The 19,804-nt window shown below is 51.3% G+C and carries 19 protein-coding genes, 1 tRNA gene and 1 riboswitch (1 of these 21 cut by a window edge); of the genes, 6 read left to right on the top strand and 14 right to left on the bottom strand.

Annotated elements, in window-relative coordinates; translation table 11 throughout:
* The 4 genes from WG31_RS11955 to WG31_RS11970 all read right to left on the bottom strand — a co-directional run.
* Positions 1–47: the 5' end (the start) of an NAD-dependent epimerase/dehydratase family protein gene (locus WG31_RS11955; protein ID WP_063354973.1), read on the bottom strand. The gene continues 928 nt to the left of window position 1, outside the view; 47 of the gene's 975 nt are visible here — the first part of the coding sequence; the start codon lies at positions 45–47; its stop codon lies beyond the left edge, outside the window.
* An 83-nt stretch (positions 48–130) separates the two neighbouring features.
* A complete protein-coding gene (locus WG31_RS11960; protein WP_035352237.1) occupies positions 131–661 on the bottom strand; it encodes a DUF192 domain-containing protein in 531 nt (176 codons plus the stop codon).
* Entirely contained in the window at positions 658–1,329 is a 672-nt protein-coding gene (locus WG31_RS11965) for an MBL fold metallo-hydrolase (RefSeq protein WP_063354667.1), read from the bottom strand. Before WG31_RS11965 ends, WG31_RS11960 begins: the two co-directional genes overlap by 4 nt.
* A 116-nt stretch (positions 1,330–1,445) precedes the next feature.
* Positions 1,446–1,868, bottom strand: a complete 423-nt coding sequence (locus WG31_RS11970) for a host attachment protein (RefSeq protein WP_003631043.1) — start codon at positions 1,866–1,868, stop codon at positions 1,446–1,448.
* Positions 1,869–1,983: 115 nt separating this feature from the next.
* Between WG31_RS11970 and WG31_RS11975 the strand changes: the two genes are divergently transcribed.
* The 4 genes from WG31_RS11975 to WG31_RS11990 all read left to right on the top strand — a co-directional run bounded on the left by WG31_RS11975 (position 1,984) and on the right by WG31_RS11990 (position 5,226).
* Entirely contained in the window at positions 1,984–3,075 is a 1,092-nt protein-coding gene (locus WG31_RS11975; protein ID WP_063354668.1) for an XdhC family protein, read from the top strand.
* On the top strand, positions 3,069–3,719 hold the full coding sequence (locus WG31_RS11980; protein ID WP_063354669.1) for a nucleotidyltransferase family protein: 651 nt from the start codon (positions 3,069–3,071) through the stop codon (positions 3,717–3,719). Before WG31_RS11975 ends, WG31_RS11980 begins: the two co-directional genes overlap by 7 nt.
* Positions 3,720–3,807: 88 nt before the next feature.
* Positions 3,808–4,158 carry a RidA family protein gene (locus tag WG31_RS11985; protein WP_063354670.1) on the top strand — a complete coding sequence of 117 codons (351 nt, stop codon included), beginning with the start codon at positions 3,808–3,810 and terminating at the stop codon, positions 4,156–4,158.
* 294 nt (positions 4,159–4,452) lie between these two features.
* Positions 4,453–5,226: a CHAP domain-containing protein gene (locus tag WG31_RS11990; RefSeq protein WP_035352239.1), complete on the top strand. Its 774-nt coding sequence runs from the start codon at positions 4,453–4,455 to the stop codon at positions 5,224–5,226.
* Between the two features lie 166 nt (positions 5,227–5,392).
* On the opposite strand, the gene gcvP is transcribed toward WG31_RS11990, so the two are convergent.
* From gcvP to WG31_RS12020, 6 genes are all read right to left on the bottom strand, one after another.
* Positions 5,393–8,353, bottom strand: coding sequence for an aminomethyl-transferring glycine dehydrogenase (gene gcvP, locus WG31_RS11995; protein WP_209439348.1), 2,961 nt, complete (start codon positions 8,351–8,353; stop codon positions 5,393–5,395).
* Between the two features lie 20 nt (positions 8,354–8,373).
* Positions 8,374–8,739, bottom strand: coding sequence for a glycine cleavage system protein GcvH (gene gcvH / locus WG31_RS12000; RefSeq protein WP_063354671.1), 366 nt, complete (start codon positions 8,737–8,739; stop codon positions 8,374–8,376).
* A gap of 43 nt (positions 8,740–8,782) precedes the next feature.
* Positions 8,783–9,919: a glycine cleavage system aminomethyltransferase GcvT gene (gcvT, locus tag WG31_RS12005; RefSeq protein ID WP_063354672.1), complete on the bottom strand. Its 1,137-nt coding sequence runs from the start codon at positions 9,917–9,919 to the stop codon at positions 8,783–8,785.
* Positions 9,920–10,078: 159 nt separating this feature from the next.
* Positions 10,079–10,164, bottom strand: a riboswitch (glycine riboswitch).
* Positions 10,165–10,216: 52 nt separating this feature from the next.
* The gene (gene speE, locus WG31_RS12010; protein WP_063354975.1) at positions 10,217–11,089 is read right to left on the bottom strand and encodes a polyamine aminopropyltransferase; all 873 of its coding nucleotides are present in this window, start codon (positions 11,087–11,089) and stop codon (positions 10,217–10,219) included.
* A gap of 111 nt (positions 11,090–11,200) precedes the next feature.
* Entirely contained in the window at positions 11,201–11,668 is a 468-nt protein-coding gene (gene speD, locus WG31_RS12015; RefSeq protein WP_035352291.1) for an adenosylmethionine decarboxylase, read from the bottom strand.
* Between the two features lie 154 nt (positions 11,669–11,822).
* The gene (locus WG31_RS12020; protein WP_063354673.1) at positions 11,823–14,249 is read right to left on the bottom strand and encodes a tetratricopeptide repeat protein; all 2,427 of its coding nucleotides are present in this window, start codon (positions 14,247–14,249) and stop codon (positions 11,823–11,825) included.
* 64 nt (positions 14,250–14,313) lie between these two features.
* Between WG31_RS12020 and WG31_RS12025 the strand changes: the two genes are divergently transcribed.
* A complete protein-coding gene (locus WG31_RS12025) occupies positions 14,314–15,231 on the top strand; it encodes a LysR family transcriptional regulator (protein ID WP_006115372.1) in 918 nt (305 codons plus the stop codon).
* Between the two features lie 53 nt (positions 15,232–15,284).
* Here the strand turns inward: WG31_RS12025 and WG31_RS12030 are convergent.
* The 4 genes from WG31_RS12030 to gyrA all read right to left on the bottom strand — a co-directional run bounded on the left by WG31_RS12030 (position 15,285) and on the right by gyrA (position 19,384).
* Positions 15,285–15,360: transfer RNA gene (locus WG31_RS12030), tRNA-Lys, on the bottom strand.
* 189 nt (positions 15,361–15,549) lie between these two features.
* Positions 15,550–16,041: a peptidylprolyl isomerase gene (locus tag WG31_RS12035; RefSeq protein WP_014457518.1), complete on the bottom strand. Its 492-nt coding sequence runs from the start codon at positions 16,039–16,041 to the stop codon at positions 15,550–15,552.
* Positions 16,042–16,082: 41 nt separating this feature from the next.
* On the bottom strand, positions 16,083–16,625 hold the full coding sequence (coaD, locus tag WG31_RS12040) for a pantetheine-phosphate adenylyltransferase (protein ID WP_063354674.1): 543 nt from the start codon (positions 16,623–16,625) through the stop codon (positions 16,083–16,085).
* Positions 16,622–19,384, bottom strand: coding sequence for a DNA gyrase subunit A (gyrA, locus tag WG31_RS12045; protein WP_063354675.1), 2,763 nt, complete (start codon positions 19,382–19,384; stop codon positions 16,622–16,624). Before gyrA ends, coaD begins: the two co-directional genes overlap by 4 nt.
* 194 nt (positions 19,385–19,578) lie before the next feature.
* On the opposite strand from gyrA, the gene WG31_RS12050 reads away from it, so the two are divergent.
* Entirely contained in the window at positions 19,579–19,764 is a 186-nt protein-coding gene (locus WG31_RS12050) for a YqaE/Pmp3 family membrane protein (protein WP_006115375.1), read from the top strand.
* The last annotated feature ends 40 nt before the right edge of the window (positions 19,765–19,804 follow it).

Consider the following 19,804-nt stretch of genomic DNA (forward strand, 5'->3'; position numbering starts at 1 on the left):
ACATGGAAGCCGACAAACCCAGCGGCTCCAGTTACCAAAAGTGTCAAAATGTATTGCCCCACGCCGCAGGGCAACTTTTTGGCCCCACCCATGATTACTGCAGAATCTCAGCCGCAAAAGCGGCTGTTAATTAAAGCTTTTTACCTAAAGATGGTGCTTCCACCTTATCGCCTACAGTAATGCCAAACTTGGCAGTTACCCCCCCTGCCAGCTCAAGCGTAGCAGCTACCGGGCCATGACTGCTGATTCGTGCCAAGCTGCGTGGCACTGCATTTTCTGTAATAGCCTGAATACGATGATCCGCATCTATAAAAACAATATCTAGCGGAATCAGCGTATTTTCCATCCACATGTCACTCTGCTGTGGTGTTTTCCACACAAAAAGCATGCCAGAGTTTTCTGGCAGATGTTGGCGGAACATTTCCCCCACCTGCTGCTCACGCGGAGTTTTTGCCAACTCAACTGAAAAAACATGCCGCCCACTGGGGGAAACTATAGCCAATTCTTCCCGCTGTAATTCAGCCTGAGCGTGTGTTGGCTCTCCCGTTTCTTCTGCATAAGCAGGTAAGAGAGAACCCGCGGCACCGCCGATCATGCAGGCTGCCATCAGCCCCAACAGTTTTTTTGTCAGCACCTTATCTGTTCTCCTCGGTCCCATCATCTTTGCAGAAATGGATTACTGGCACGTTCTGCCCCTAATGTCGTCAACCCGCCATGCCCAGGCACGATAACAATATCATCCCCTAAAGGAAGTAGTTTTTCCTTTATGCCTTGAATAAGCTGTTGGCTATTACCGTATGCAAAATCGGTTCTACCTATTGTTCCTCTAAAAAGAACATCTCCCCCAAAAGCAAAACGGGCCTTTTCATCCACAAATACAACGTGCCCGGGCGTATGCCCCGGAACATGCACAACACGAAATGTACATCCTAGATAGTTCAGACTTTCACCATCTTGGGTGAAACGGTCAACATCTGCATTTTCTAAATCTGAAAGCCCAAAATGCCGAGCTTGCTCTACAATGGATTGGAGCAAAAATTGATCATGAATATTCGGCCCAATGACATCTGGCCGCGTTACCTGCGTATTTTCCAACCCACGACACAAAGCCGCCACCCCTCCGGCATGATCTAGATGACCATGCGTGAGCAGAATGGCTTCTACTTCCAGTATATTTTTTTTTAAGAAATCCAGCAGGACATTCGCGTCTCCACCGGCATCTACAATAACGACTTTACGTGTTTTTTCATTCCACAGAACAGAGCAATTCTGCCGAAATGGCGTAACCGGCACGATACGCAACTGCATATCCGGGTAATTGACGTGCATACCTTATTCCTCTTGTTCTCTATAAATTATCTAAAAAATGCTTTTATGAGTTTTACACAAAAAAAAGCTGCCAGAACCAGTGTCTGGCAGCTTTTTATACAGCAAAAATGCTCTGCTTATTGAGGCAGCACCCAGCCTGTTTCTGGAATATCAAAGTGCTTACGCAATTCATGCGCAGGCACGTTGGTTAGATCCTTGGTGAAGGTTTTGATAATCTTTGCCGTTGCAGGCTTGCTCAGATGCGTCTTGATTTCATGAATAATTGGTGCCGGAGCAGCCACCACAAACCCATCAACCTTGCCGCCATGCGCAATCATGCTGTTCATGCGGTCTGCCACAACGCGGGCAAAAGCATCTTTCGCATCATCCGCCGGGGTAGAACCAGAAGGCATTTTACCCGGGGTACCTTCATGGCCACGCGTGTCAAAATCCTGCACATCGCGCATTTCGCCTTCTGCATCATGCAAAAAACGCACTTTGCCACCATCTGCAACAACATAAACTACCAGGCCATCTCTTGCTTCCGTCATGGAATACATCCTTTTCAAATCACTCTATCAGCCTGCCAGCATGCCGTATTATGCGACATTTAACCACCAGCGCTGCTGCGCTGCTGATGTGCAGTCTGCGTGCTGAGTGATATAGGATTGAGGCATGACAATTCCACCCTTCTTTTCCCAACTTGTTACTCCTCTGGATCATGCCCTGCTCTGGGCCCGTCAGGGCCAAGCCGTTGCCATTGCAACCGTAACAGGCACATGGGGTAGTTCCCCCCGCCCCCCAGGCAGCAATATGGTCATGAGCAAAAATGGCCTTATGGAAGGTTCCGTAAGTGGCGGCTGTGTGGAAACAGATGTTATGCTCCACGCACAAGAAATTATGGAAGGGCAAGCACCAACCGTTCTTTCCTATGGTGTGAGCAGTGCCAAGGCGTGGGAAGTCGGGTTGGCCTGCGGAGGCACACTGGATGTTATGGTAGAAGCCGTTCAAAGCCCTGCCTGCCCAACCGGAACATGGCCGCTACACCTGCTAGAACAGATATGCGATCTTCAAGCGGCTCGAAAAGCCGCAGTGTTGGTGCGCAGCTTGGATGGCAAGCAGCACATTCTTGCGCAGGAACACCAAAAAAGCACTTTCGAAGAGCTTCCACCATTCGTGAAAGAAGTCGCCTTTCACCAGCTACAAGAAGGGCGCTGCGCAGCAATAGAAGAAGCTCTTGGGCAAAAATGGTTTGTGCAACCCATTATTCCGCCACCTCGGCTTCTTATAGTGGGCGCTGTGCATATTGCGCAGTATCTTGCTCGCTTGGCGCAGATAACCGGCTTTTCTCCCATAGTCATAGACCCGCGTGAAGCACTGGCGACAGCAGACCGCTTTCCGGGGCTGGAAAGTGGAAGCACCCTTATTACAGAATGGCCGGATGAAGCTCTGGAAACCTTAGGGGTTGATAGCATGACTGCCATCGTGACCCTAACGCATGATGCCAAACTAGATGACCCAACACTTGAAGCAGCCCTGAAAAGCCCAGCTTTTTATATTGGTGCTTTGGGGTCTCGCAAAACACAGGCGAGTCGGTTGCAACGCTTGCAAACTCTTGGCTTTACCGAGCAGGATCTCAAACGCATACGCGGCCCAGTTGGCTTAGCTATTGGTGCAGTGGGAGCTGAGGAAATTGCTCTTTCTATAATGGCGGAAATTGTTGCCACCCGCCGCCATGCCCCCTTGTCAGACATTCGCGGGTGGTAAAACCTGCGTTTCTGCCAGGAACATGGGCCTGCGTGCTATGCGCAGGTCGTTCTGCCCGTACTGCCCCAGCCAACAAATTATTAGCTCCGGACGCTACCGGACAACCTATGCTGGTGCAGACACTCAAAAATATTCTCAACAGCAAAGCTGAAACTGTTCTGGCCCTTCTACCGCCAGACCAGCCAGAGCTTGAAACCATTGTGCAAGCGCATTTCTCCCACTTCTTGAAAGCAGACAGGCTACAGCTACAAACTGTTTTGAATGCGCGCTTGGGCCTTTCCGCTTCTCTGCATGCAGGTGTTCAGGCTGCTCAAGCAGGAAATGCACAAAGCCTTCTTATGTGTCTGGGCGACATGCCTCTGGTTTCCACAACGCTGTTGAACACACTGTTGGAGAACCAGAATCAATATGCTCCTGCCGCCACCGCACCGTTACGAGACGGCAAGGCTGGAAATCCTGTTGTCTGGAATCCATCACAATTCAGTAAATTGCTCCAGGTTACGGGGGATCAGGGCGGGCGGGCTATTTTGCGCAGTCTGGGTGCTGATATACGCCTCATTCCAGCCAATTCTACCGAATTGGTCGATTTTGATACGCCAGAACGGCTGAAAATATATCAGCAGATGGCTTTTCCTGGCAGTTGACCAGACGGACACACCCTCCGACAATTCACAACAGACCGTAAGTTTTCACTGAACGGTCGTTTTATCTATTTTTCAACAAGGTCTCACCATGAGCAAAATTCTACGCACTAACCCCAACCTCATTCTTTCTGCTGCGGTTGAATATCACGGCTTTATTTTCACGCAGGGTGTTGTTGCCCGCAATCTGGATCTGGATGTTGAAGGCCAGACACGTGATGTGCTGGAACAGATTGACACACTGCTAGAGCAGCACGGCACAGATAACACCCGCATTCTGCAAGCTCAGATCTGGGTGAAAGACATTAATGACCGTGACAAGCTGAATAAAATCTGGAGCGCTTGGCTGCCAGAAAATATGGCCCCTGCCCGCGCTTGTGTTCAGGCTGTGATGGCTGACCCACGTATCCTTGTGGAAATCATGGTCACCACCACAAAATAAGCCCTTAATATTGACCAGTTGGTGATGTGAGAAAACGTGGCATTCATGCAACATTCCTCCGAATCATCACCAACTGGCGCGTGTTCCCTATTCTCTTAAACAAAGGCTGGAATGAAACGGAATCAGGCGAATTTATGACGTAATATAGGATAAAAATCCTATTTTTCCTTTTTAATACCCATCAATGAAGCAAAGAGTAACTTTAACGATTTTGGTGCGCAATGAACGCTTGCCTGATCTGCATGGATGTTTAATACCTGAACCCGAACATTGCAGTACCCCAACTCACGGCAAATGCGATCAGGAAAGGTAAGCACAATGCGGCACGGACGGTCCGGAATTTTCAAACTGAAGCTGGCCGTTTTGTCTTTTCTGTCCGTTTCTGCCTTTACTGCTTCTGCATCTGCCCGCACCCATCATGCCGCCGCTCACCATAGCGGTGTGCATAAAATTGTATTTTCTGCATCCGGCCATGCGGCAGGCCGATACGCAGGTGGCCGCTGGCACCCATCTGCGGGGCGTTACCGTTCCGGGTATTATGGTGGGCACGTTATTCAGTGCGTTGCTTATGCCAAATCTGCATCTGAAGTGGTGCTGCATGGCAATGCGCGTGATTGGTGGCATAACGCAAGTGGCGTTTATGACCGTGGCCATGCACCAGAAGCAGGTAGTGTGCTGAACTTCCGTGCAACACGCCGCATGCCTTTGGGCCATGTTGCTGTTGTGCGCAATGTTGTAGATAACCGCACCATTATGATTGATCAGTCACACTGGGCACAGGCAGGCATCAGCCGCAACGTAGCCGTGATTGACGTTTCTCCAAACAATGATTGGTCTGCCGTTCGTGTAGCCCTTAACAATCATTCTGGTGGTTTCGGGTCCATCTATCCAACTTACGGCTTTATTTATGCACGCCACCCTGGTGCAGAACGGAACATGCAGCAGGAAGTTATGACAGCATGGGCCAAAAAAGGCACCACCACGCAGCTGGCACAGGCTCCGGCAACACCTCGCCAGATCTCTGCTGGTCAGGAAGATCCGAATATTGCCTTTGATGATAACAACTGAAACCAACCTTTAGTTTCTTTGCAGAATCTTCTTTTCAACGCTCGGCTTTGTCGGGCGTTTTTTATTGCTTTTTCCATAACAAGAAACTCTTACACAGAGCATAAAAAAAGGGGGGCAACCTCCTTTGGTTGCGCCCCTTTCTTAGTAACCATCAGAAACGATTTGCTTATTCCATCCATTCAGCAATATCTGGACAAGAGCAAACTAGGTTTCTGTCACCATATACGTTGTCAATTCGGCCTACAGGTGGCCAATATTTGGTAGAAAGCTGCACATTACCGGGGAAACACGCTTCCTGCCGTGTATAAGGGTGCGTCCATTCCGTTGCAGTTAGTGCAAGACCTGTATGAGGGGCATGACGCAACACTGCATCTTCTGCCGTAACCTTACCACTTTCAACTGCACGCACTTCCTCACGTATAGCCAGCATGGCATCGCAAAAACGATCCAGCTCCGCTTTTCCTTCAGATTCAGTTGGCTCGATCATGAATGTGCCGGCCACCGGAAAGCTAACTGTTGGCGCATGAAAACCGTAATCCACCAAACGCTTGGACATATCATCCACAGTAACGCCTGTTGTATTCTTGATCGGTCGTAAATCCAGAATACATTCATGCGCAACACGCCCGTGCGCCCCTTCGTAAAGCACAGGGTACGCATCTTTCAGGCGGCTCACAATATAATTGGCGTTCAGAATAGCCACCTGCGTAGCCCGTTTTAGGCCTTCATCTCCCATTAAGCGAATATAAGCCCATGAGATCGGCAGAATAGAAGCTGATCCAAAAGGAGCAGCGCTTACAGCCATAACAACATCTACATCTGCCGGGTTTCCGGGCAGATAAGGTGCCAAATGTGCCCGCACACCAATTGGCCCCATACCCGGGCCACCGCCACCATGTGGAATGCAGAAAGTTTTATGCAGGTTAAAGTGGCTAACATCCCCACCGTAGTCTGCCGGGCGTGCAAGCCCAACCTGAGCATTCATGTTGGCGCCATCCACATATACCTGCCCACCGGCTGCGTGCACCAGATCACAGATTTCACGCATGTTTTCTTCAAACACGCCATGAGTAGAAGGATAAGTGATCATCACTGCGGCCAGATCATTCGCATGCGCCTTTATTTTCTCACGCATGTCTTCCAGATCAATGTTGCCGCCTGCATCACACTTTACCACCACAACCTTCATGCCCGCCATTTGGGCAGAAGCTGGGTTGGTACCATGCGCAGAAGCCGGAATTAAACAAACTGTCCGATGCCCTTCCCCACGCCCCTGATGATACGCACGAATAACAAGCAAACCTGCATATTCCCCCTGCGCGCCAGAATTAGGTTGGAAGGAAACAGCATCATAACCGCTGATAGCACACAGCCACTTTTCCAGATCCTGCAAAAGAACCTGATACCCTTTTGCCTGATCTGCCGGTGCAAACGGATGAATGTCACAAAAACCAGACCACGTAATGGGCAGCATTTCCACCGTGGCGTTCAGCTTCATGGTACAAGAACCCAGCGGAATCATTGTCCGATCCAACGCCAGATCCTTGTCTGACAAGCGCCGCAGGTAACGCAGCATATCCGTTTCTGAACTACAGGAGCGGAACACAGGCTGCGCCATAAAGCCAGACTGGCGGCGCACACCATCAGGCAATGCTGTGGAAGCCGCCACAAGCGCCTGCGCCATTTTTTCTACACGCCCGTGTTCAGCGCAAAAAACAGACCATACAGCGTAAACAGTTTCCGGCGTGCTGGTTTCATCCAGACTGATGCCAATACGGCCATTCCCTGCATTACGCAGATTCATGCCAGCAAAACGCGCACGTTCCAGAAGGTCAACAGCACCTTCGCCTACATTCACGGTCAGCGTGTCAAAAAATGCGGTTGTTTCAACAGTTACGCCCAGTGTGCGCAAACCAGCGGCCAGTGTAGCAGCCAGATCATGAATGCGCTGTGCAATTGCCTTCAGACCTTCTGGGCCATGATAAACGGCATACATGCCCGCAATAACAGCCAGCAACACCTGCGCCGTGCAGATATTGGATGTCGCTTTTTCACGCCGGATATGCTGTTCACGCGTTTGCAGGGCGAGACGATAGGCCGGGCGCCCAGCACTATCGACCGATACCCCAACCAAACGCCCCGGCATGCTCCGTTTATAGGCATCCCGCACAGCCATATAAGCTGCATGCGGCCCACCATACCCCATGGGAATACCAAAGCGCTGGGTAGAACCAATAGCAATATCCGCCCCCAGTTCACCGGGAGAAGCCAGCAACGTTAAAGCCAGCGGATCTGCCGCCATAACAGCAATACCCCCCGCGGCATGCAGGCTTTCTATCTGCTTTTGCGGGTTTGCAATCTGGCCGGATGTGCCGGGATATTGGAAAATGGCTCCAAATACGTTTTGGGCATCCAAATCTATTTCAGGCTGCCCAATCTGGAGCGTAATGCCCATAGGTTCCGCACGGGTTTTCAACACAGCAATTGTCTGCGGGAGACATTCTGCATCTACAAAAAAGACGCTGGACTTAGAGGTTGCAACCCGGCGAGCCAACGCCATGGCTTCTGCCGCTGCTGTTGCTTCATCTAGCAGAGAAGAGTTGGCGATATCCAACCCTGTCAGCTCTGTAATCATGGTTTGGAAGTTCAACAGGGCTTCCAGACGCCCTTGGCTGATTTCTGGCTGATACGGCGTGTAAGCTGTGTACCAAGCCGGATTTTCCAGAATATTCCGCTGGATAACAGCGGGCAGCACCGTACCGTAATACCCTTGCCCGATCAGGGATGTCATAACCTGATTTTGTCCGGCCAGTTCACGCAGGCGTGCAAGAACCTGTGTTTCCGTCCATCCAGCACCGAGCCCCAAAGGCTGTGTGGCACGAATGGAAGCTGGAAGTGTCTGATCTATCAGATCATCCAAGGAAGCCGCACCAACAACACGCAACATTTCGGCCTGATCTGCCACAGTCGGGCCAATGTGGCGCGTAGCAAACGCCTCACCTTCAGCTTTTAAGGCAGCAAAAGCGGGAAGAGCTTCAATATTCTGTTGGGAACGCGCATCCGAACCGGGAGCAAGGGAGAACATGCAGAAATTTTTCCTGAACAAGGCCTGTTTGGAACAGGCCATTTTTTCCAATCAGGCAGAAATCAGCCTACAAAAGCTGCATATGCTGCGGCATCCATCAGCCCAGAAAGCTGATCTGGATTAGCAACGCGAAATTTGACAATCCAACCTTCGCCTTCAGAGTCAGAGCTTACCCGTGCTGGATCATCAGCCAGTGCTGCATTGCTTTCCAAAACCTCACCATCAACTGGCGCGTAAATATCGGAAGCTGCCTTAACGGATTCCACAACTGCGATGGATTCCCCAGCTTTGACTTCCGTGCCCGATGGGCGGGCTTCAATAAACACCAGTTCACCCAGTTCATCAGCCGCGTGGCGAGTGATGCCCACGGTTGCTGTTGCACCCTCAACGCGCAGCCATTCGTGTTCTTTTGTGAAATACAGGGTCATTTCTCAATTTCTCCAGTTAAGCGTAAATTAATGTATCAACGGCCTAGCGTTTGAAATGCGCTGACACAAAAGGCAGTGCGCTCACGACGGAAGGTACGGAACGCCCCCGCAATTCAGCAAAAATGGTGTGCCCTATTTGGGTATCATTGCTTGCCACATAGCCCATCGCCACCGGGCCACCTACTGTGGGGCCAAATGCACCAGACGTTACCTTGCCGATATGCGTGGCAAATTCTGCATCTGCATATAAAGGTGCATCATGGCGCACAGGCGCACGCCCCTCCGGCCGCAATCCAACGCGGCGGCGGCTTACACCATTTTCAAGCTGGCCAAGAATAATATCGGCACCCGGAAAACCACCTGCACGCGCGCCACCATTGCGGCGAGACTTCTGGATAGACCATTCAAGCGCGGCCTCAACCGGAGTGGTGGTTGTATCAATATCCGCCCCATACAGGCACAGCCCGGCTTCAAGCCGCAGGCTGTCTCGGGCACCTAAGCCAATCAGTTTGACGTTTGGCTGTTCTAGCAGTTTACGGGCAACCCGATCTGCATCCTTGGCGGAAACAGAAATTTCAAACCCATCTTCTCCCGTATAGCCGGAACGGGAAATAACACAGCGGGCACCGTCTACATCCAGCGTACGCACATCCATGAACATCATCTTGCGCACATCTTCAGCAAACGCTGCCAAAACTTGTTCAGCTTCCGGCCCCTGCAAGGCAAGCAATGCGCGATCTTCCTGCGGCTCTACAACGCATTCTGCCACCAGTGCAGATTGCAGAAGCTCAAGATCAGCCTCCTTACATGCGGCGTTAACAACCAGCAGCAGACCATCTTCCAGACGCGCCACCATCAGATCATCCAGAATACCGCCTTCGGCATTGGTAAACTGGGTATAACGCTGGCGGCCATGTTTAAGGGCAGCAATATCTGCTGGCACCAGTTTTTCCAGCGCCAGAGCCGCATTATCTACATCCCCCGAACGCGGGCGCAGCAGCACTTGCCCCATATGGGAGACATCAAACAGACCAACATGCTCACGCACATGCCGATGTTCGGCCATAATGCCATCTGCATACTGCAAAGGCATGGCATAACCCGCAAACGGCACCATTTTGCCGCCGGATTCTTCATGCAATGAATAGAGGGGAGTATGAAGGAGAGTATCGGTGCCCATGCACGCTGCCTTGCCAAAAAGGCCGGAACCCACTGCAATCTGACAGACACATCAGCACAACACGAGGCTCCGGATTACATAATCCGCTGCCCCTTCTGTGCTTTTGCCTGAGATCGCTATCCCGTCGGCGGGTGCGATTGCACCTCTCTCCAGAAGTTTTAAAACGCAGGGTCCTTCTGCCTGAGAGTTTCCGGGGCGGTTGCTCCTTCGGCGCTGGCTAAGCCAGTCTCTCCCTCTGCGTTAAGGAACCGTGACATCATTTCGCTTTCAAGTCAATCACGGCCCCTATTATGCGTATTACCCCGCAGCTTTAGGCAAATGCTTGGCAATATAAGGCGGTAGATTAAACGAACCTACGTGGATTTCAGGCGTCCAGTACTGGGTTTTTTCCAAAATGCCGGATTCCTGAGCACGGGCACGCACCTGCTCTACATCCTGCGCTTGCAGGTTGCGACCTTTGCTGGCGATCCCCAGTGTCATAAACCCACCTACATAAGTTGGCACAGCAGCCACATAGGCAGATACATGCGGAAAAAATTTTGCACGCCGCACACTGGTTTCATGCAGTTCATCCGCCTGCATAAACGGCACACCGCACTGGTTTACAATCAGCCCTTCGGCGGTAAGGATACGTGCGCAATGTTCGTAAAATGAATCTGTAAACAGCACTTCGCCCACACCTATCGGGTCTGTGCTATCAACAATAATCACGTCAAACGAGGCATTATCTGCGCGGGCAACGTAATCTATTCCATCCCCCACAATCACTTCTGCCCGCGGATTATTCCACGCATCACCGGCAATAGATGGCAGATGCTGTTTTGAAAGCTCTATAACAGCACCATCAATTTCCACCATCACAGCTTTTTCGATGCCGGGATGTTCCAGAACGCGGCGCAGTACCCCGCCATCCCCTGCGCCAATAATCAGCACTTTTTTCGGGTTGGGGTGAGTAAACAGCGGAACATGCGTAAGCATTTCCTGATAAACAAATTCATCCTTTTCGGTAATCTGCACCACGCCATCCAGCATGAGCACACGACCGTGGGATTCACTTTCAAAAACAACAATATCTTGAAACGGGCTTCGCGTGCGGGCCAGTTCCTTTACCACACGGAAGTGCTGCCCCCAGTTATCATATAGGGTTTCTTCAATCCATGTTTCAGCCATACCAGCCTTATCTTCCCACATACGTCATGAGCTGCACTGCTACAGCCCTTTTACAGAACTGTAGCAGCACGACGATCAAACAGAGTTTTACAACTTTAAGAAAAACAGCCTTTAGGCAACCACGCGGCCACGGCGTTCTTCATCCACCTCAAGCCGTTTGGCCTGAAAGAGACGCTGCATAACAGGGATGGACAGGTGCGGATCACACGCACCACACATAAAGATGTCCACCGCAGCAAAGTTGCGTTCTGGCCATGTGTGAATGGAAATATGGCTTTCAGCCAGCACCACCACGCCAGAAACACCCCCATTGGGTGAAAAATGATGGAAATGACTGTGCAGGATTGTGGCCCCGGCAGCACGCGCTGCTTCGCACAGTGTTGTGTCGATCTTTTCTGGATCATCCAGATTTGTGGCGCCCCACATATCGACAAGCAGGTGAGTACCTGCAAACTTCTCGCCATTCTTTTCGACGAAGTAATCTTTACGCTCTTCGTCAGCAGACGAGACCGGAACAGAAAATGCCTGGTTATTGCTCGGGTGTTCCGAGACCATCCCCAGTTGAGCAAGTGCGTTCATAGACGTACCCCCAAACCAGTAGACAGCCTGTTGGGCAAAAATTGCCCCCTTGGGCCAAGAGCGCGCTTGGTAAGACCCCTGCGCCTGAGTTGCAAGCATTATTTACGTGTTTCATAAATTTTTCAGAAACACGCCACCCCAAAATACAGAATAATCAACGCTCTGTAGAATAATGCACAGTTTGTTTCACAAGCATGTCAAGCTGACGATCACGCTCTTTCCCCAGCGTTCGCCCTGCTAACCAAGCCTTTAAACGCTGCAAGGTATCTGCATCATGTGCGGCTGCAGAATCGGTGGCAAGCTGCATGGCAAGGTCTTGCTGCGGTTCTGTTAAAGGCCCTGTTTCTGGTAAAGCACGACTGGCCAAGCGGCCCACCACGCGCACAGCATCTGCCCATTGCTTGCCTTGCTCATACAATTGCCCGCGCAGTTCTAAACCAGTGTCGGATTCATCATCCGCCAGTAAGGCCAATGCCCCAGCCCTATCCCCCTTGGTAAGCGCAAGATGCGCTTCATCATAATGGCGGCGGGCAGCCATATCCTCCGGCAAGCCGGGAACAGTGCTTTGTTCCAATGCTTCCATGGCGGCATTCACATTTCCCGCCTTGAAAGCTGCCTGAACAATCTGCTCCTGTATTTCTGCGCGTGCTACCGGATCAGCCGTCAACACAACGGCTTGTTTGAACGCCATAACAGCAGCTTCGGCTTGCCCTATCTGCAATAGAAGCGTTCCGTAACCTCTTAACAGTTTTGCCTTAGATGTATTCTCTTCCAGTAAAGGCAATTGGGTCTGCAAAATATGCACCCGTTGCTCTGCGGATAACGCCCCATCCTCTCCGCTTACAGCTTTACCAGATGGTAAGGTATTAAACACAAGCACATACAAAGCCTGCCGTCGCACAGCCTCCAACCTGTCATATGGCGTTTGTGCAGAGGCAGAAAGCTCGCCCAGCACAGCTAAAGCCTGTCGTGCCCGACCACATTGCACAAGTGCTGTAGATAATAACAAACTGGTGTATGCCCGAGCAGTAGGCACAAGCTTTCCAACGCCTTCTTTTCCATCAAGAAGGTTTTGAAAGCTCTCGGCAGCCATGGCCGCAGCAATCTGATCATGCTGCAACAGAAAATTCACCAGATCTGCACGCGCATAAGCGGCTTTTTCTGGATCTGCCGCAGCCGTTAGATTTTCCAGCGTAACCCGTGCGGTTTCTACATTCCCTTCACGATCCTGCATGCGCGCTCGCGCAAGATCATAAACGCCATCACTGGGTAAAGGCTCCAAAATCAGAGCTGTTTCATCCGCACCATAACGCGCGATATAATTTGTAACTTGTGGAAGAAGCAGATCACGCAGCGGTTGTGGATAGCGCAGAATCTGTTCGTAATGACGCGCAAGTAAAACAGAAGCATCTTTGCTGTTTGCGCCACTCATCATCAGATACAATGCGTGCCATATTTCCAGTTCTGGGGGGGCTCCATCCATCTGCGTCAGAACGGATGCCGCAGCATCCACATCATGGCTTAATAACGCTGCGCAGGCCCGCAGAAAGAGCACTCCCGTTGGGGGGGCTCCCGGTTCAGACCGCTGAGGCATATTTTTTACAAGACGCCACGCATCTGCTGGATACCCAGCCACAAAAGCAGCGCGCGCAGCAGCAACCTGCGCAGGCCATCGTAAAGAAGGTGGTGCTTTTTCGGCGTCAACCTTCGCGCTAAGCCAGTTCTTTTGTAAAATGACAACTGGTGCAGCATGCAGTCCCAGCCAGAACCAGTCTAACCCACCTTCGGGTGGCACTGTCTCTGCTGTTCCCTGCCCTACAGGCAAAGCATCCAGCCCTAAAGCAGAGAGGAATACGCCTTTATCTGCAACAGCATCTAATCTGATTTGCGATGAATCCGCAGCCACTACAATACCTTGGGCAGAATCTCGCACACCATACCCTATGGCCCGGTAAGAAGAGCGATATCCCGTTTCCATGACAGACGGCGTTATCAGCAAACGTGCGCCAGTTGTCGGATCTGGAAACGAGATAACGTGCCCAGACTGTTTTTGTGGAAACAAAACGGCTTCTGGCATCATAACCGCAGGCGGTGCAGCCCTTACGCTACCTGTATCGCCTTTTGGAAGCTGTTCCAGCAACCAGCCATCCAGCTTTTTATGTAACGCAATATGTGGATGAGACGGCACATGAACGCGCAAAACCGTGGCGTATTCCAGCACCGTTACATCCGTATCTGCAAATATGCCTTGCCCTGTAAAATTATGAACTAACGAAGTCACGGGACGGTCTGCCACAATCAGCAAATCAGACCCAGACCAGAAAGCCGCAAGAGCAACCTCCGCTCCTATAGGCAGAAAAAGGGATGCCCCTTGCTGGCCATCCAGAGATTCCTCCTGCACTGCGGGAACAGGAAGCGCATGCAGGCCATCTTCACCCGCTACAGCCGACAACGTGGGCAGCAACAAATAGGCGAAAAGCATTCCGCACATATATCTGCCCATTACGGATTTACCTGTTGCCACATCTTCTCCAACCTCAAACGTGCTGCAACGCTGCTTTTGGCAGCATACGACCTGCATGACAAAGGAGCCACGGTCTGTGCTAGAAAAAACTAACCATTTCCATCATGCCGGGGCACTATAAATGCTCGATCGCATCACCAGTATGCAGATTTTTGTCAAAGTTGTAGCTGCGGGCAACTTTACAGGGGCAGCACGCCTTATGGCGCTTTCCCCAACAATGGTAACCAAACATGTGACTGCACTGGAAACCCGGTTAGGAGTTTCTCTCTTTCAACGTAGCACGCGGCATCTTTCCTTAACCGAAGCAGGACGCCTGTTTTTGGAAAGCTGCCAAAAAATTCTGGCCGATGTAGAAAACATGGAGCAAACTGTAAGCGAGCAGTACCGTGAACCACGTGGGCAATTACGCCTTAACGCTCCGGTTTCCTTCGCCATTCGGTATGTCGCGCCTTATCTGCCTGAATTTAGCAGAAGATACCCGCAGGTTCAGGTAGAGCTTGGCTTGAATGACAGACCCGTTGATTTGGTTGAGGAAGGGTGGGATCTTACGCTGCGTATCCGCAACCTAACAGTCAGTACGCTACGTGCACGTAAATTGGCTGCTGTACGTATGATTATCTGTGCCTCTCCTGCTTATTTAGAAAAGGCTGGCACACCCACGCATGTAAATGAATTGCAGCAGCACAATTGTCTTGGATACACCCTTAGCGGAAACAATAGCGCATCCCGTTGGCATTTTGGAGAAAGCGGAGAAAAAACCGTTTCTGTTTCCGGCCTACTTTCCGCCAATAATGGAGATGCTTTGCGAGAAGCCGCAGTAGCTGGCGCAGGCATTGCTTACCTGCCGCTTTTTGTTGTGAGCCAAGAACTGCAACAAGGCCAACTTATTGCTTTATCATTGGATTACCCCACCACACCGGGGCCAGACTTACACGCCGTGTATGCACCCGGCACAAGTATTCCCTTAAAAGTCCGCGCCATGATTGATTATCTTGCGCAGTGCTATGGCCCGATTCCACCATGGGAAAAAGCAGCATAACCCAAGGGTTATAGGCGCTAAAACTGTCTTTTATATTTTGGAAGATTTTAAAATGGTGAGCCGGGAGGGACTCGAACCCTCGACCATTCGATTAAAAGTCGAATGCTCTACCAACTGAGCTACCGGCTCACACCTTTTAATCGTGCAAAACTTAATGTCTGCGCGATGGAGGTGTTCCTAAACGGATTACCTTACCTCTGTCAAGCAGTAGAAAGAATTTTGTGCCATTCCTGAAAAATCAGATGGTTCGATCGGTTTCAGATATAAAAAAAGCGCCACCCCAACCGGAGTGACGCTTTTTTGCAGATATTCGAAAAATCAGGATTTTTCGCCAACAGCCGGACGCATGCGAGAAATCCGATCCGGATCCTTCACCATGCCGGACATGCCAGACCCATGTTTGATTTTATCGACGTTTTCCATACCTTCGATCACTTCACCCACAATGGTATACTGGCCATCAAGGTGCGGAGAAGGTTCAAACATGATGAAGAACTGGCTATTAGCACTGTTCGGATCAGACGTCCGCGCCATACCAATGGTGCCACGTTCAAACTTGGCTTTGTTTGTGAATTCTGCGGGTAGATCCGGTAATTTGCTACCGTGCATACCCGTACCCGTTGGATCACCACCCTGTGCCATAAAACCGGGGATAACACGATGGAAGGGTACGTTATCGTAAAAACCTTCTGCCGCCAGCGTGCGAATACGTTCCGCAGCCTTGGGGGCCAGATCTGGACGCAGTTTAATAATAACGCGACCGTGCGGGATATCCATATGAATGATATCGTTTTTATCTTCTGAAGACATCAGAAACTCTCCTTGTGTTTGCAACACCCATGTTTACCACGTCAGGCAGAAACGTTTTTCCTGTCAGCAAGGCGTGCCAACAAACGCACCTGCGTGCCCGGTGTTACAAATTCCGAAATATCTCCACCGTAACTGGCAATTTCTTTCACCAGACGGGAAGAAATAAATTGGGTGCGTTCTGAAGCCATAAGAAACACGCTTTCAATTCCGGCATCCAGCTTGCGGTTTACGCCGCTCATCTGGATTTCGTAATCAAAATCAGAAAGCACCCGAAGACCACGAAAAATCAGTGTTGCACCATGTTCTCGTACAGCTTTCACCAGCAGAGAATCAAATGGCACCACCAAGATATCCCCACCCGTGTTCTGACGAATAGCAGGCAAGGCTTCTTCCACACAGCCAATCCGCTCATCCAATGGCATAAGTGGATTTTTGCCTGGGTTATGGGCCACACCTATTACCAGCCGATCCACCAAACGGGATGCGCGTTCAATCACATCCAGATGGCCAACCGTTACTGGATCAAAGGTGCCCGCATAAAAACCTACACGTTTGGGCACCACAGAGCCTGCGGGGGCGTTCATTCCCCCTCAGCCTCTCCCGCTTCATCTTCACCGTCATCCATAACAGGGAAGACACTGGTTACGCGCTCATCGTCATTCAAGCGGAACAACGTTACACCGCTTGCCTGACGCGCCATAACACGCACCTGATCAACCGGCACACGGATAAGGCGGCCCGCATCCGTTACCAGCATAACATCCGTGCCTGCCAGAACCGGCAAAGTAGCAGCCACTTCTTTCCCACGCTTGTTGGCCGAGAACGTCATGTTGGTAATGCCTTGCCCTCCACGCCCGCTTACACGGTAATCATACGCGGAAGAGCGACGCCCAAACCCACCATCACTCACGATCAGCAGGATTTCCTCGGCGACTTCAAGCTGCTCAAACCGTTCTGGAGAAAGCAGAGCATCCGTATCGGTGCCTTCTTCATCCGAATCGGGCTGCACCGCATCCACATCTTCCTCAGCCGCTTCTGCTGCGTTTTCAGCCCGACGCTTAGCATTCGCCATCCGCAGATAAGCCGAACGTTCTTCCACCGTTGCTTCAACGTGGTTCAGCACAGCAAGGCTGATCACACGGTCACCTTCGGCCAAGCGAATACCCCGCACGCCAGAAGAGCCACGACCGGCAAAAACACGCAATGTGTCATCGGTAATCTGGAAGCGGATACAACGTGCCCCACGCGTGGCAAGGAACACATCCTGCCCTTCACGACAGGTAGCAACACCTATCAGGCTATCTCCTTCATCCAACTTCATGGCAATCATGCCAGACGAACGGATATTCCGGAAATCACTCAAACGGTTACGACGCACATTGCCGCTGGCCGTTGCAAAGACCAGATGCAAGGCTTCCCACAGTTCTTCATCCTGCGGCAGCGGCAGCACGGCCGTAATGCTATCAGAGCCCAAATCTGGCAACAGGTTCACCAAGGCGCGGCCTTTAGCAGCAGGCCCGGCTTCTGGCAGACGCCAGACCTTCTGACGATATACCTTACCGCCTGAGGAGAAGAACATGACCCACTGATGGGTGTGTGCATTAAAGGATCGCACAACAATATCATCGCCACGTGTGCTGGCCCCCGTACGGCCACGGCCACCACGGTTTTGCGCCCGGAACACATCCAGCGGTGTGCGTTTAATAAACCCTTCCCGCGTGATGGTTACAACCATCTGGCCCGGTTCGATCAGGCTTTCATCGTCCTGATCTCCTGCATAATCCGCAATTTCGGTCATACGTGGGGTGGCAATTTCCGCCCGTGCTACGGAAAGTTCATCACGCAGCACTTCCATACGGCGAACGTGGCTACCGATAATTTCCAGAAGCTCGTTAATACGCTGAGCAACTTCCGAGAGTTCCTGCTGGATCTTGTCTCGTTCCAGCCCTGTCAGACGTTGCAGGCGCAGTTCCAGAATGCCGCGTGCCTGTGCTTCTGTTAGCCGCACTTTGCCATCCACAACCACGTTGCCGTCATCATGAATCAGGGCCAGCAGCGGTTCCACTTCTGCGGCGTCCCACTGGGCGGCCATCAGGGCTTCACGCGCTGCGGCTGCATCTGGCGCGCCACGAATAAGAGCAATAACCGCATCAATATTGGCAACGGCAATGACCAGCCCAACCAAAATGTGCCCGCGATCTCGCGCCTTATTCAGTTCAAAGCGCGAGCGGCGCAGAATCACTTCCTCACGGAACGCAATAAAGGCTTCCAGCACATCCTTCAGGCCCATCAGGCGGGGCTTGCCACCATCCAGCGCCAGCATATTCACGCCAAAGGAAGTCTGAAGCTGCGTGAAGCGATAAAGCTGATTCAACACCACTTCTGGTGTGGCATCCCGCTTGATTTCGATAACCACACGCATACCGGAGCGGTCAGATTCATCGCGGATATCAGCAATGCCTTCAATCTGCTTGTTACGTACCAGATCAGCAATACGTTCCTGCAAGGTGGCCTTGTTAACCTGATACGGAATTTCCGTAACAATAATGGCCTTACGATCCTTACGGATTTCCTCAATATCTGCCTTGGCACGAATAATAACGGCTCCGCGCCCTGTGGCAAAAGCACTGCGGATGCCAGAACGCCCAAGAATAATGCCGCCTGTGGGAAAGTCTGGCCCCGGCACATATTCCATCAGATCATCAAGTGAAAGATCCGGGTTAGCAATCAGCGCCAACGTGGCATCAATAACTTCTGATGGATTATGCGTAGGAATATTGGTGGCCATACCCACCGCAATACCTGTGGCACCATTGATCAGCAGGTTCGGGAATGTGGCAGGAAGAACAGTTGGTTCTTCCTCACTTTCATCATAGTTCGGCTGGAAATCTACCGTATCGCGGTCAATATCATTCAGCAGAAATGTAGAAGCTTTGGCCAGCCGAGCTTCCGTATAACGCATGGCAGCGGGGCTATCACCATCCACCGAACCAAAGTTGCCTTGCCCGTCAATCAGCTTGACCCGCATGGACCAAGACTGCGCCATACGCACCATGGCATCGTAAATGGAGGAATCACCATGTGGGTGGTATTTACCCATAACCTCACCAACCGCACGGGCAGATTTACGGTAAGGTTTGTCGTAGGTAAAACCACTTTCATGCATGGCATACAGGATGCGACGATGAACAGGTTTAAGACCATCTCGCACATCCGGCAGCGCACGGCTGACAATAACCGACATCGCATACGCGAGGTAGGAAGAGCGCATCTCCTCCTCAATGGTTACGGGCAGAAGGTCTGAGGGTTCCGGTACACCCGGCTGGTCAGAAATCTCGGTCAAGGTTTATCCGCTCTGTCATGCTGCACGCCCCGGATTATGGAGCATGTGCCAAATCCACTTCTGCACCGGTTACCCGGCACTTGCAGAATATTTTCTAGCACACAAAACCCGCACCACCTAGCGGCTGAAAGAGCAGACTTGCTTCAGGCAAAAGGCTGTGCCCATCATGACGGGCACTATAAGGAGTTTCAGCCATGCGCCTGCTTTTGGCATTACTGTTTCCGTGGTTTCAGTTTTTTACAATTGGTCGCCCTTTTTCGGGCATTATCTGCCTAATATTGCAGATAACGGTTATTGGCTGGATTCCGGCGGCCATCTGGTCTGTTTACGCACTCAATCAGTATGAAACAGATAAAAAAATTTCCCGCATGGGGCGATAAGCCTCCGATTTATGAGATGAGTAAAAAAGGCGGCTCCCAG

Source organism: Acetobacter oryzifermentans, from assembly GCF_001628715.1.
GTDB lineage: Bacteria > Pseudomonadota > Alphaproteobacteria > Acetobacterales > Acetobacteraceae > Acetobacter > Acetobacter oryzifermentans.

Coding starts and splice junctions, on each gene's coding strand:
- WG31_RS11960 (WP_035352237.1), bottom strand. CDS start 661: ATGATGGGACCGAGGAGAACAGATAAGGTGCTGACAAAAAAACTGTTG.
- WG31_RS11965 (WP_063354667.1), bottom strand. CDS start 1,329: ATGCACGTCAATTACCCGGATATGCAGTTGCGTATCGTGCCGGTTACG.
- WG31_RS11970 (WP_003631043.1), bottom strand. CDS start 1,868: ATGTATTCCATGACGGAAGCAAGAGATGGCCTGGTAGTTTATGTTGTT.
- WG31_RS11975 (WP_063354668.1), top strand. CDS start 1,984: ATGACAATTCCACCCTTCTTTTCCCAACTTGTTACTCCTCTGGATCAT.
- WG31_RS11985 (WP_063354670.1), top strand. CDS start 3,808: ATGAGCAAAATTCTACGCACTAACCCCAACCTCATTCTTTCTGCTGCG.
- WG31_RS11990 (WP_035352239.1), top strand. CDS start 4,453: ATGCGATCAGGAAAGGTAAGCACAATGCGGCACGGACGGTCCGGAATT.
- gcvP (WP_209439348.1), bottom strand. CDS start 8,353: ATGGCCTGTTCCAAACAGGCCTTGTTCAGGAAAAATTTCTGCATGTTC.
- gcvH (WP_063354671.1), bottom strand. CDS start 8,739: ATGACCCTGTATTTCACAAAAGAACACGAATGGCTGCGCGTTGAGGGT.
- gcvT (WP_063354672.1), bottom strand. CDS start 9,919: ATGGGCACCGATACTCTCCTTCATACTCCCCTCTATTCATTGCATGAA.
- speE (WP_063354975.1), bottom strand. CDS start 11,089: ATGGCTGAAACATGGATTGAAGAAACCCTATATGATAACTGGGGGCAG.
- speD (WP_035352291.1), bottom strand. CDS start 11,668: ATGAACGCACTTGCTCAACTGGGGATGGTCTCGGAACACCCGAGCAAT.
- WG31_RS12020 (WP_063354673.1), bottom strand. CDS start 14,249: ATGCAGGTCGTATGCTGCCAAAAGCAGCGTTGCAGCACGTTTGAGGTT.
- WG31_RS12025 (WP_006115372.1), top strand. CDS start 14,314: ATGCTCGATCGCATCACCAGTATGCAGATTTTTGTCAAAGTTGTAGCT.
- WG31_RS12035 (WP_014457518.1), bottom strand. CDS start 16,041: ATGTCTTCAGAAGATAAAAACGATATCATTCATATGGATATCCCGCAC.
- coaD (WP_063354674.1), bottom strand. CDS start 16,625: ATGAACGCCCCCGCAGGCTCTGTGGTGCCCAAACGTGTAGGTTTTTAT.
- WG31_RS12050 (WP_006115375.1), top strand. CDS start 19,579: ATGCGCCTGCTTTTGGCATTACTGTTTCCGTGGTTTCAGTTTTTTACA.